The sequence below is a fragment of the Formosa sejongensis genome (genome assembly GCF_033447105.1).
GTDB lineage: Bacteria > Bacteroidota > Bacteroidia > Flavobacteriales > Flavobacteriaceae > Formosa.
The window spans coordinates 275672-288645 of the sequence record NZ_JAWQUN010000001.1 but is presented as its reverse complement, the minus strand read 5'-3'; the positions used below and the strand labels follow the sequence as shown (position 1 = coordinate 288645).

Annotated in this window: 11 protein-coding genes and 1 tRNA gene; 8 read left to right on the top strand and 4 right to left on the bottom strand. The window is 33.9% G+C overall.

Features of this window, described 5'->3' with window-relative positions; translation table 11 throughout:
• Window positions 1-334 precede the first annotated feature (334 nt).
• The 6 genes from R6X41_RS01210 to R6X41_RS01185 all read left to right on the top strand — a co-directional run bounded on the left by R6X41_RS01210 (window position 335) and on the right by R6X41_RS01185 (window position 6523).
• Window positions 335-1393 carry an outer membrane beta-barrel protein gene (locus R6X41_RS01210; RefSeq protein ID WP_318496831.1) on the top strand — a complete coding sequence of 353 codons (1059 nt, stop codon included), beginning with the start codon at window positions 335-337 and terminating at the stop codon, window positions 1391-1393.
• Between the two features lie 72 nt (window positions 1394-1465).
• On the top strand, window positions 1466-2764 hold the full coding sequence (locus tag R6X41_RS01205) for an ammonium transporter (RefSeq protein WP_412176249.1): 1299 nt from the start codon (window positions 1466-1468) through the stop codon (window positions 2762-2764).
• A 123-nt stretch (window positions 2765-2887) separates the two neighbouring features.
• Window positions 2888-3226, top strand: coding sequence for a P-II family nitrogen regulator (locus tag R6X41_RS01200; protein ID WP_318496830.1), 339 nt, complete (start codon window positions 2888-2890; stop codon window positions 3224-3226).
• A 20-nt stretch (window positions 3227-3246) separates the two neighbouring features.
• On the top strand, window positions 3247-4473 hold the full coding sequence (locus tag R6X41_RS01195; protein ID WP_318496829.1) for an ammonium transporter: 1227 nt from the start codon (window positions 3247-3249) through the stop codon (window positions 4471-4473).
• A gap of 238 nt (window positions 4474-4711) precedes the next feature.
• Window positions 4712-5965: a methionine adenosyltransferase gene (metK, locus tag R6X41_RS01190; RefSeq protein WP_318496828.1), complete on the top strand. Its 1254-nt coding sequence runs from the start codon at window positions 4712-4714 to the stop codon at window positions 5963-5965.
• 111 nt (window positions 5966-6076) lie between these two features.
• Complete coding sequence (locus R6X41_RS01185) at window positions 6077-6523, top strand: hypothetical protein (protein WP_318496827.1); 447 nt, start codon at window positions 6077-6079, stop codon at window positions 6521-6523.
• Window positions 6524-6568: 45 nt separating this feature from the next.
• Here R6X41_RS01185 and R6X41_RS01180 read toward each other — a convergent pair.
• The 3 genes from R6X41_RS01180 to R6X41_RS01170 form a co-directional block, all read right to left on the bottom strand.
• Window positions 6569-6650: transfer RNA gene (locus tag R6X41_RS01180), tRNA-Tyr, on the bottom strand.
• Window positions 6651-6788: 138 nt separating this feature from the next.
• A complete protein-coding gene (locus R6X41_RS01175; RefSeq protein WP_318496826.1) occupies window positions 6789-9494 on the bottom strand; it encodes a carboxypeptidase-like regulatory domain-containing protein in 2706 nt (901 codons plus the stop codon).
• Window positions 9495-9529: 35 nt separating this feature from the next.
• Window positions 9530-10381 carry a GLPGLI family protein gene (locus R6X41_RS01170; RefSeq protein ID WP_318496825.1) on the bottom strand — a complete coding sequence of 284 codons (852 nt, stop codon included), beginning with the start codon at window positions 10379-10381 and terminating at the stop codon, window positions 9530-9532.
• Window positions 10382-10549: 168 nt separating this feature from the next.
• Here R6X41_RS01170 and R6X41_RS01165 point away from each other — a divergent pair, with 168 nt between their 5' ends.
• Window positions 10550-11329, top strand: a complete 780-nt coding sequence (locus R6X41_RS01165; RefSeq protein WP_318496824.1) for a ubiquitin-activating E1 family protein — start codon at window positions 10550-10552, stop codon at window positions 11327-11329.
• A 3-nt stretch (window positions 11330-11332) separates the two neighbouring features.
• A complete protein-coding gene (locus R6X41_RS01160) occupies window positions 11333-11950 on the top strand; it encodes a deoxynucleoside kinase (protein ID WP_318496823.1) in 618 nt (205 codons plus the stop codon).
• Window positions 11951-11952: 2 nt separating this feature from the next.
• On the opposite strand, the gene R6X41_RS01155 is transcribed toward R6X41_RS01160, so the two are convergent.
• The gene (locus tag R6X41_RS01155; protein ID WP_318496822.1) at window positions 11953-12951 is read right to left on the bottom strand and encodes an App1 family protein phosphatidate phosphatase; all 999 of its coding nucleotides are present in this window, start codon (window positions 12949-12951) and stop codon (window positions 11953-11955) included.
• Window positions 12952-12974: the final 23 nt, after the last annotated feature.

Here is a 12974-nt window from a genome sequence, read left to right as displayed (position 1 = left end):
TTTCTTTTTGTAATTATTTAGGGATGTAATTTACGAATTCATTACCGTTTACAAGTCACAAAAACGCAACAATATTAATAATAAGTAAAACTCTTCTTAACACTAACATAATTTGAATGCATTTTATTCACGAAAATCAACATTTACTTCAAATTACATCAAAAGCCATTTTGTAAAATTCTGTTTTTTTATTTAAAAAACAATATACCCTCATTTTTTATGGGGTAAAAATGATTTAATCATAAAAATAATCAATCAACCCCTATTTTTTTGTGGGTGTAAATACTTTTTACTTAGATTTGACCCGATTATTAACTCATCAAACCATTTTAATATGAAGAAAATTTTTACATTCGCCCTTATTTTTGCCTCTATCAGCATTTATGCTCAAGACATTGTTGTTGTTGAAGAAGTAGAATCCGAAAAAATCATTGATTTAAAGAAATTTAGTTTTAGCGGTAGTGTTGATACCTATTTCAGAACAAATATTGGAGCCCCTGATATTGAAGGAGTAGCTCCAGGAACATCTTTTGCTAACCTTCCAGGATTTGCTTTAGGTATGGCAAACGTAATAGCATCTTACGACGGTGAAAAAGTTGGATTCGTAGCAGATTTAGTTTACGGACCAAGAGGGACAGACGCTACTTTTATGTCGCCAATGTATTCTGCAACTGGAGACATTATCAATCAACTTTATGTTTACTGGAATGTAACTGACAATGTTACAGTAACAATGGGTAACTTTAACACCTTCTTAGGTTACGAAGTTATTTCTCCAGTAGGAAACTTTAACTACAGTACATCTTACTTATTCTCTTACGGCCCATTTAGCCATACAGGTCTTAAAGCAGATTTTACTTTATCTGACGACTTTAGCTTAATGTTAGGTGTTTTCAACCAAACAGACATGACAGAATTTAACCCAACAGGGAAATATTCTTTTGGAGCTCAATTAGGTTATAAAGGACAATACTTAAACTTTTTAACAGATGATGGTGCTTTCGAAATTGACTATACTGGTGGATTTAATTTAACTGATACCTTTTACTTAGGACTAAACGCCGCTTACTACGATAATGATGGTAATAATTTTGCAGGTGTAGATCTTTACCCTCAATATACATTTAGCGACAGTTTTGCTTTAGGTTTAAGAGCTGAATACTTTACTCAAGAAGGCGAAATGAGTGCCATAGGAACACCTGTTGGACCAGACATGGATTCTAATGTTTTTGCTGCTACATTAACAGGTAGTTTCAGCATTAAAAGCTTAACAATCAAGCCAGAACTTAGAATTGATAGTGCTTCTGAAGACTCTGCATACTTCTTAAATGATGATATGATGCCAACAAAGAGTTTAAGCTCTTTCGTTCTTGCAGCGATATATGCATTCTAAATAAAAGTGTAAATATTAAAAGACAGCCACGTCTTATTTTCACTAACTACTAACCCTAATATTTTATATCATATGATGTTACTTTTAAATACCGTTTCCGCAGTTCAAGATGCTGCAGCTGTTGCAGCTTCCATTAAGGACGATATGGGAATGCTTTGGATGGTTATTGCCGCTATCTTAGTGTTCTTCATGCAAGCAGGTTTCTTTTTAGTAGAATCTGGAATGACAGATTCGAAAAATGCAGTAAACATAGCCATGAAGAATTTCTTGGATGTTGCTGTAGGTTCTTTAGCCTTTTGGTTTATAGGATACTCTTTAATGTATGGAGCAGATGTTTCTGGCGGTGGATATTTTCACTGGAGTGGATTCATTTTCTCTCAAGGACCCGCAGATTTATTCTTCCAAACTGTATTTGCCGCAACAGCAGCAACTATTGTTTCTGGAGCAATTGCCGGACGTACAAAATATACAACTTATGCAATCTTTAGTATTGTTTTAACCGCTTTAATTTACCCAATCGCAGGTGGATGGGAATGGAACGGTGGATGGCTAAATGCAGAATGGATGCCAGCAGAATTTATTGACTTTGCAGGATCATCTATTGTGCACTCTCTAGGAGGATGGGCAGCTTTAGTTGCGGCTTGGATGGTAGGTCCAAGAATAGGGAAATTCCTTGACGGAAAACCTATGGAAATGCACGGACACAACCAAATGTATGCTACTTTGGGAGTATTTATCCTTTGGTTAGGATGGTTCGGTTTTAATGGTGGTTCTCAATTAGCTTGGGGTGGAGCAGATGCTGTAGCCGCTTCTCAAGTTATTTTAGTAACAAACTTAGCCGCTTCAGCTGGAGCATTAAGTGCACTATTATTTACTTGGATTAAAAACGGAAAACCAAATTTAGCGATGACATTAAACGGAGCGCTTGCTGGTTTAGTAAGTATCACTGCTGGTTGTGGTAACATGACAGAAGTAGGATCTATATTAGCTGGTCTAATTGGCGGTATTCTTGTTGTATTATCTATTGGTTTTGTAGAAAAAACATTAAAAATTGATGATGTAGTTGGTGCTGTATCTGTTCACGGTGTAGCCGGTGTATGGGGAACTTTAGTAGTTGGACTATGGGGTGTAGACGGAGAAGCTGGAATTGGACTATTTAATGGTGGTGGAATTTCACAATTAGCTGCTCAAGGTATAGGTGTTTTAGCTTATGCATTCTGGGGAGTTGTATTATCGTTTATATTCTTAACTATAATAAAGAAATTATTTGGAGGCTTAAGAGTAAGTGAAGAAGAAGAAATAGCAGGTCTTGATATTTCTGAACACGGATCTATTGCTTACCATGGAAAAAGAAATAGGGAACTAGAATAAAATTAAGTACCTTTTCATAAAACTAATTAAGATGCCTTGTACCAACAAGGCATCTTTTTAACGCAAATTAGAATTCAATTATTACAAATTCAAATTAACTAAAATGATAAACCTTAATTGATTATGAAAAAAATAGAAGCAATTATTAGAAAATCTAAATTCTCTGAAGTAAAAAAAGCACTTCACGAAATTGGTGTTAATTTTTTCTCTTACTGGGATGTTACTGGACTCGGAAATGAAAAAACAGGACATGTTTACAGAGGTGTTAGTTATAGCACTAGCGACATTCAACGTAGATATCTTTCTATCGTAGTGAATGACGACTTTGCAGAAACCACAGTTCAAGCCATTATTAAATCTGCTAGTACAGGAGATGTAGGAGACGGAAAAATATTCGTATCAGACGTTACCGAATGTTACCGAATTAGAACGGGAGAAAAAGGAGGAGAAACATTAAAATAATTAACTAAAAAACTTAAATAATGGAAATTTTAACTATCAATAATGTATGGATGATGATCTGTACAGCTCTTGTTTTCTTTATGCACCTTGGTTTTGCATTATTAGAAATAGGATTAACACGACAAAAAAACACATTAAACATACTTTTTAAAAACGTCTTTATCGTTACAATTGGTCTTTTACTATATTGCTTAGTAGGATTTAATTTAATGTATCCAGGAGAATTTAATGGCTTTTTCGGATTCGCAGGATTCGGATTAGATTCACCTCTTACTGCAGATGGCGGATTAGATTTAGCTTATAACGAAGGCTACACATATTGGACAGATTTCTTATTCCAAGGTATGTTCGCAGCAACTGCAGCAACAATTGTTTCTGGAGCTGTAGCTGAACGTATGAAAATTGTACCTTTTATGATTTTCGCTATTATATACGTAGGTTTCGTTTACCCAGTTGCCGGATCTTGGAAATGGGGTGGCGGATTTTTAGATGGATTAGGATTTTACGATTTCGCTGGCTCTACTTTAGTACACTCTGTTGGTGGATGGGCTGCTGTTGTAGCTGTTTGTTTATTAGGCCCGCGTATTGGTAAATTTAAAGACGGAAAACCTCAAGCGATTCCAGGACATAATATCCCATTAGCTACGGCAGGTGTATTAATACTTTGGTTAGGTTGGTTTGGTTTTAACGGTGGTTCTGTATTATCTGCAGATCCTGCTTTAACGTCATTAACTTTAGTTACAACCTGTTTAGCTGCTGCTGCTGGTGGTGTTGTTTGTATGTTAGTATCTACTGCAATGTACAAAAACCTAGATTTAACTATGTTCTTAAACGGTATCCTTGGAGGATTAGTTGGTATTACTGCTGGAGCAGACCAAATGAGTCCTACAGATGCAATTATTATTGGAGCAATTGCAGGAGCAATAATTGTATTTGCTGTTAGTTTTGTAGACAAATTAAGATTAGATGATCCTGTTGGAGCTATCGCAGTACACTTAATTTGTGGTATTTGGGGTACTTTAGCTGTTGGTCTTTTTGGTAACTTAGCCGGAATGGATCAATTTGTAAGTCAATTAATAGGAGTTGCATGTTATGCTGCATTCTGTATAACAACATCTTTCATTATTATTTACACCCTTAAGAAAACGATAGGAATACGTGTTTCTGAAAGAGAAGAATTAGAAGGCTTAGACGCTCATGAACATGGGATGGATGCCTATCCTGATTTTAGATTGAACGAACATTAAACGCAAGTTTTTATAACATATCAAAAAGCCTTTAGAACATGTTTCTAAAGGCTTTTTACTTTTTTAAGGTTTATTAACAACTAGTTATTTTGATTTCCTAATATTATATGTACTTTTGCCATCTAATAACGAGGAAAGATTTGACTGATTGCAACCTCCATAAAAAATGCTAAAGGACAGTGCATACTTCCTGAGACGTTTTCGTCAAATCCCCTCCATATTTAATTTAAATTAGATTATGGCATATTTATTTACCTCCGAAAGTGTGTCCGAAGGACACCCAGACAAAGTTGCAGATCAAATAAGCGACGCTTTAATAGATAATTTCTTAGCATTCGACCCGGATTCTAAAGTGGCTTGCGAAACATTAGTAACGACGGGACAAGTTGTTCTTGCTGGCGAAGTAAAATCTAAAATATATTTAGATGTTCAGAAAATCGCAAGAGATACTATTAACAAAATTGGTTATACCAAAAGTGAATACATGTTCGATGGAAATTCCTGCGGAGTTTTCTCTGCAATCCACGAACAATCAGACGATATTAGCAGAGGTGTAGACAGAGAAACTAAGGAACAACAAGGCGCTGGAGACCAAGGAATGATGTTTGGTTACGCAACTAACGAAACAGAAAACTACATGCCTTTAGCATTAGATTTATCTCATACCTTATTAAAAGAATTAGCAGAATTAAGACGCGAAAACAAAGACATTACCTATTTACGTCCAGATTCCAAAAGTCAGGTTACTATTGAATATAGCGACGACAACGTACCACAACGTATAGAAGCCATTGTAATTTCTACACAACACGACGATTTCGCAACAGACGATGTAATGTTAGCAAAGATTCGTGAGGATATTATTACCATTTTAATTCCACGTGTAATAGCTAAATTACCTGAACACCTTCAGGATTTATTTAGCGATGATATTAAATACCATATAAACCCTACTGGGAAATTTGTAATTGGAGGACCTCACGGAGACACAGGGTTAACCGGTCGTAAAATTATAGTAGATACTTACGGTGGAAAAGGTGCTCATGGTGGTGGTGCTTTCTCTGGAAAGGATCCTAGTAAAGTAGACCGTAGTGCTGCTTATGCAACAAGACATATTGCAAAAAATTTAGTCGCTGCAGGTGTTTGTGAAGAAGTTTTAGTTCAGATATCTTACGCTATTGGTGTTGTAGAGCCAATGGGGATTTACGTAAACACTTACGGAACCTGCCCTTTTAACATGACCGATGGCGAAATTGCACGTAAAGTAACAGCCATATTCGACATGCGTCCATCTGCGATAGAGGAACGTTTAAAATTACGTCAGCCTATATACAGTGAAACCGCTGCTTATGGCCATATGGGAAGACAAAACGAAACAGTTACTAAAACCTTCACCCAACCAAATGGAGAGCCCGTAACCTTAGATGTAGAACTATTTACTTGGGAAAAATTAGATTATGTAGATTTAGTTAAAGCTGCATTTAGTTTATAACATAAATATAATCTTAATAAAAAAAGCCGTTTTCTTAACCGAAAATGGCTTTTTTTATTAATTTATCGCTGATTTTTATAACTGAATATAGTCCCAAGATATACACGACTTATGAAACATCTATTCTTTATTTTAATTTGCATCACTTTAGCACTTCAAAGCTGTGATGATAACTGCGGAGACTGCTTTACACCTCCTACCTCATTTATATTTGAATTACTTGATGAAACAAGCGGAGAAAACGTATTTACTAACGGAACTTACAACCCAGAAAACATTACCATTACAAATACCTTAGATGAGGATTCTAAGGTTGAATTTACTTTTATAGAGGAAGACAACCTCAACTTAATTAATATTTACTCAGTGGGATGGAAAACCGAAATTGTAAATTTGGAAATCAAAATTGAAAATCAGATCATTTTCAACCTATATGTTGCTGCGGAACGCAAGTCTGAAAACTGTTGTAGTTTTACTACATTTAACGAAATAACAATAGAAAATGCAAACCATACATTAGATAATAAATCAGGGGTCTATACAATACTAGTACCTTAAAAAAATATAGACATAAAAAAAGCAAGCTATAAAAGCTTGCTTTTGTGGGGAGAGTAGGATTCGAACCTACGAAGACGTAGTCAGCAGATTTACAGTCTGCCCTCGTTGGCCGCTTGAGTATCTCCCCAAAACCGGTGGCAAATATATTACTTTTTTTAAAGTTTCAAATATAAATTTCAACCTTTTTTTATAAATAAATATTAGCTTCTGAAAATCAACAATTAAGAACTTAAATTTATTTTACTTCACTCTAGTTTTTCATCAATTAAAGCGAATAAATAGCTCTTAACGTTACATATCTTGGCTGAATATAGTAATCTGTCGCTCTTACAGAGATATCATCTGCACTACTCTGACTTTGTGTTTCGGTGTCTAATAAGTTTGTCGCTTTCAATTCGAACTCCCATTTACTATCTTTATCCTTTCTATATGCTAAAGATGCATTCCAGAATTCGTAGTTGTTTATTGGACCTTCTTCGTCGCTAAAATTATTATATGTATAATCCGTTTTAAAGGTTAATACTTTCCATATTAAAGCATTGAATTCGGCACTAGGTGAAGATGTAAAGAACTTCGTTCGCGTTTGCCCCTGATCGTTGTCTTGAATACTATAATTATAACCAATCTCGAAATTTGGTGCTTCTCTAAAATTTGAACTGACACCTAATCCGTAATTTTGGGTATAGTTTTCGTTTACAGATCTCACATCTTGAATAAACTGATTGAATTTAGAATAGTTAAATCTAGCACTTGCCGATGTTTTAAATTTCCCAAATTGTCTTTGATAACGTCCGCTAGCCGATACAGTCTCGTCTGCATAATCCGAATTAAAAGGTGAGTTAGATCGTATTACACTTTCAAAATTTGTTATATTTCTAATCTTGTCAATACTTTTATTATAACTAACATTAGCATAAACATTGGTGTAATTAAACATATTAAAGCTGGAATACGCCAAACGTACGGCATGAGAAATGGCATTATCTAAAGCATCATTTCCGTTAAAAAAGGAATTGTAATTATTCATTACCAAACCTTCAGCTAATTGTGTAACATCTGTAAATTGCGTTTGCATACTATAATTAAAAACCAATTGCTCACTTTTTTTAAGCTGAAGACGAACATCTAAATCTGGAAGGATTTTAAAGAAATCATTATTATAATCAACTCCAAACTGCTCATTATTGCTACTATAAGCATGTACCGAAGCTCCGGGAGCAAATGTAAACATCCCCGCTTTTAATGTATAATGTAAACCAACATACACATCAGAAAACGAATATTGAATATCGTTTACAGACAATCCATTATTTATGGTTGGCGTAGGATTGAAAGTAGATCCATCATCTAAAGTTTGAAATATATTAGAATTAAAGTTCTGATAACTATAAATGGTTCCGAGTGTAATATTTATATTACTCTTAGAATTTAATACATTATAGTAATCTGCTTTAGCATCAATCTGATTAGATTTTACACGTTTATCTTGATTCACATTATAATCAATCTGCATATTATTTAAACCCAAAGCATCTGCAGCATCTTCATAGGTGCTTTTTTGTTCAATTAAAGCATTGTAAAACGGATCTTCGTCTTGCCATAAATGTTGCGCATAAAAGGCGAAAATATGTTTCTCACTTAAGGTATAATAGTAATTTATATTTTGATTTATACTAAACGGACTTGAAGATTCGTACTGCAAAGTTTGCCCTAAAACAGAAGATACTTCTGATTGATTTTGAGACTCTTTAGACACTCTTCCCATAATATCGTAATCTAACTGATTGTCGGTATTAGGCTTATACCCTACACTTAATTTCAACATACCCAAATCGCTATTTTGGGTGGTGTTACTCTCAGTAATTTCGTCTGGCACACCTAAATCTGTATTGGTATATATAATACTATTATCGATTTGCATGTCTATTATACTACTAGAAAAAATAGCAAAACCACTAAAATCTAATGCTTCATTTGGGGAATAACTAAAGTTTGCTGCACCAAATTTGGTATTAATATCTTTAGCTCTATTATTCTGAAGTGTCGCAAACCCTAAACTATTACCTCCTAAATCTATGTTTGTTCCACTTTTACTACTCGGTGCTCTAAAACCACCAGTAAAGTTGAAATAATCTCGTCGTGAAAATGCAATTTCTCCTATATTATTTAAATCTCCAATAAGGTTAATACTGTATTTCGGACTGTAATAAAATAATTTAGGTTGAAAAACATATAAGCCATCTTCGTTCGCAATTCCTGCTCCTCCAGTAATATCTCCAAACCAGAAGTTCTTTTTCCCTTCTTTTAGTTTAATGTTAATAGCAACATTATCTTGATTATTGGTTACCCCACTTAATTGCCCTATTTCAGCAAAGTTTTTTAAAACCTCTATTTTATCTATCGCACTGGAAGGAATATTTTTTGTCGCCAATTTAGAATCACCATCAAAAAAATCTTTACCATCAATCATAACCTTGCTTACCACATTACCTTCTACTTCAATCTCTCCATCGTCGTTAACCTCTAGACCAGGTAATTTTTTAAGGATATCTTCAAGTTTACGCTCGGTTCCATTTTTAAAAGAATCTGCATTATATATTATAGTATCTCCTTTAACGGTAACTGGCATTTCGTAAATTAATTCTACCTCATCTAACGTATTATCGCTATTTAAAGAAAATGTTTTGTAAACATTTTTATCCGTAGTCTCTAATTTAATTTGCTCCGTTTTCATTCCAATATAACTCACTTGAATATTATAGTTTGAGTTTTTGGAAAGTGATAATTTATATTCACCTTCAGGATTCGTAATCCCATACGATTCCAAGGATTGACTTTCCGTATTTATCGCGATAATGTTGGCAAGCTCCAACGGATTACCAATGCTGTCTTTAACAACACCTTCAAATTTTAATTGACCAAAACTTAAATTAGCAGCCAAAAGCAACAGTATGATTAAACCTTTTTTCATTGTATGATTATTTCTAATTTAAAATACTATTACACTTATCTTCTACCTCCGCCACCACCTGATCCACGATTACCACGTAATTCTTGCATTTCGGCAATCTTTTCTTTTACAATTTTGTCGTATTCTTCTTGTGTAACTTCTTTTCCTTTTTTAGGAGCTTTAATCTCGTCGTTGTCTTTAGAATTCAACACTATTTTTGAACATAAAATAGTCGTTCTATCTGCATTAACTTCTAGTATTAACCCAGGTAACCCCCAGTAATCTCCAGGCCCTTGGTTTACCGGAATTTGAGGAGTATACCAAGCCGTTACCGTAATCTCTTTAGGTGCAACCGGTTCTTCTTTTTTAGCGTCATTATCTTCAGCCCTTCTTGGACCTCTAAAACTAGTTGCAGCTGTTTCACTTGCAAGTTTTACAGCTGTAGCTTTAAAACATGTATATTGTCCAATTTGCTTCGTTTCATTTTCCATTTTCCAAGCCAATTTTGGTAAACTATCTTTTATAAGAAATTGCTTTCCAAAAAACTCTTGATCAACAAGAACTTCATTTGTTTTTATGTTTTTGTATTGTGGTCCAGGAGACATATCTACACCTCTAAAACCTCTACCACCTCCAGTTGATGGTGCGGCTAGTTTTTCTTCTTCTTTATATATAGATTCAGAGCGGTTAAACGATAAAATGTATGATTTTTCCAACATCGATTTCATACTCTCAGCAATACGCTTTTTCTGCTCTTCACTCATTTGTCTATCTCCAAAATCGGGCATATCTGCCGTCGTTTTAGATTCGTAGTGTGCTTTTCCTTGAAAATCTGATTGTGCTAAAAGAGGCATTGAAAATGTGGTGACTAAACACACCAAAAACATTTTAAAGACTGTTGATTTCATATCTGTTTTAATTAATTGTGGTTAACTTGTTTTTATAAGACTCTCGTTTTTAGAATTCGTTTAATGATTCTTCATTCTTTTTTAATTATTTTATTATCAATTCAATTTTACAACATACATCTTGAAGGATTGTTTAAAATAATCGGACTAATTTTGTACTTTTCACTTATGAAATTCATACTATACGCTTTCTTGTTTTCGACTGTATTTATGCATGGACAAATAGCTATTGAAGCAACTTTTAAATCTTCAAAACCGCTTGATGTTACTACTTTTGTTGATATAGACGATTTAGAAACCACGTATTATATCAGGCAGAACGATTTTTCTAAACAAACTTCAGAACGCACTTTACATTACTCAAATCTTCAATTAGGAAGGATTAGCCAGACCAATACATTTAATGCGATGCGCTTGAATTTATTTTACTCCAATTTTAACACTGTCATTATTTTAGATAATCGCTTAGCTGAAATTTTTAAAATTGATTTCAACACCATAACTCCTTATAGAAATCCTTCGTTTATAAGTACCGGTTACGATACAACGTTGTGGCTATTTAACGACAATAACCAACAATTAGAGCTTTACGATTATAAAACAAATACACTAAGAGCAGCAACAGCTCCTATTAGCAATGTGGTTTTAGATATTGTGAGCAACTATAATTGGTGTTGGCTACTTACAAAAGATTATATTTATCAGTATAATTACGTGGGATCTTTAATTCAAAAAATTAAAAATGAAGGCTTCACAAAACTCGAAGAAAGCAATGAAAATTTAGTGCTTCAGAAGGAAAACGAGTTATTCTATTTAAAAAAAGAGACCTCAAACTTTATCAAAATAAACTTACCGGATTTATTAATAAAACAGTTTCTGCTTACCAATGAAACCTTGTATATTTACGACTTGAAAAATCTGAATCAATTCCATTTAAAAACACCTTAGACTATGCATGTAGCAATTGCCGGAAATATTGGCGCTGGAAAAACAACGCTAACCAAATTACTTGCTAAACATTTTAAATGGGAAGCGCAATTAGAAGATGTTGTAGACAACCCATATTTGGACGATTTTTACAACCAAATGGAACGTTGGAGTTTTAATTTACAAGTTTACTTTTTAAATAGTCGTTTCAGACAAGTACTGCAAATTAGAAAAAGCGGGAAAGATATTATTCAAGACCGAACAATTTACGAAGACGCTCACATTTTTGCACCCAATTTACATGCCATGGGTTTAATGACGAATCGTGATTTTGAGAATTACCGCTCACTTTTTGATTTAATGGAAACCCTTGTACAGGGTCCTGATTTATTAATCTACTTAAGAAGTTCTATCCCTAATTTAGTGGGACAAATTCAGAAACGTGGTCGCGATTATGAAAACTCGATTAGTATAGATTATTTAAGCCGTCTTAACGAACGTTACGAAGCTTGGATTCATGGATATGATAAAGGAAAATTACTAATTATTGATGTTGATAATTTGGATTTCGTAGATAACCCAGAAGATTTAGGTTACGTTATAAATAGAATTGATGCTGAAATAAACGGTTTATTCGAATAAATTTATTGTATAAATCCGCTGCGTTTTGCATGATCTATTGCTTCTTTACTAGAATGCACTAATAATGCTGGAGTTGTTTTATACGCATCGAATATTCCTTTTACACGTAGCATTTTTTCTTTATGTCCAACGCATCGTAAATAAATAGCCAAAATACGTTTGGGGTATAATTCTGCGATTTCTATATAAATATCGGCATCGTGTTCTCCACTATCACCAATAAGTATAAAATTTAATTCGGGATACATTTTAAGAATGTTTATAATTTCCTTCTGCTTTTGAGGTTTTTCGTTTGCCTTTTTTTTCATAAAAATCGTATTCATACTTCGCAGTAAAATAGGACCTTTAGGAAAATCGTTTGCTTTTAGAAAAAACTTTAAATAACGGTACAAATTCCACGGACTATGGCTGACATAAAAAATAGGATTTGCATTTGTTCCAGAAATCCCGCGATGTAACATATGATAAAAAGCTGCTGCTCCTTCTAAAGGAATTCGTTTAAAAGCACCTTTAAAAAAGGTGTTTATAAATACGCGCCATTTTAATATTGAAGCCACGCCGGTATGTATAATAGTATCGTCTATATCGCTAATTACACCAAAAGAAGCTGTTTGCGATGGAATTAGAATTTCGGCAGGAAAACGGTTTGCATTAGTGATTTCGCGCTTAATATTTACATCGCTATATGAGGCGATAATTTGCAACCAACCTTCATTATTGGTTAATTCGTTTAGATTTTGAAGTGTTTCTTCAGATTTAAAATAGCCATGAGAATCTGTTTTTACCTTTAAGACTTTATCATTTGGCAAGCGCAAATTCAATTCGACATCTTTTATTTCATCACTTTCAAATCGCTTATACGTATTTATTAAAAGTTTGAACAACCCCTTTTGTTCCAAATCTATAGTTTCATCTTCCAAAGCGCGGCCGCGTAGATAAAAATGCGAGCTGCTACCATAACTTTGAAACGCTATTATTTGTAAAGGATCTTTTTTAAACATTTTCAATTTTAAAAAAATATAGT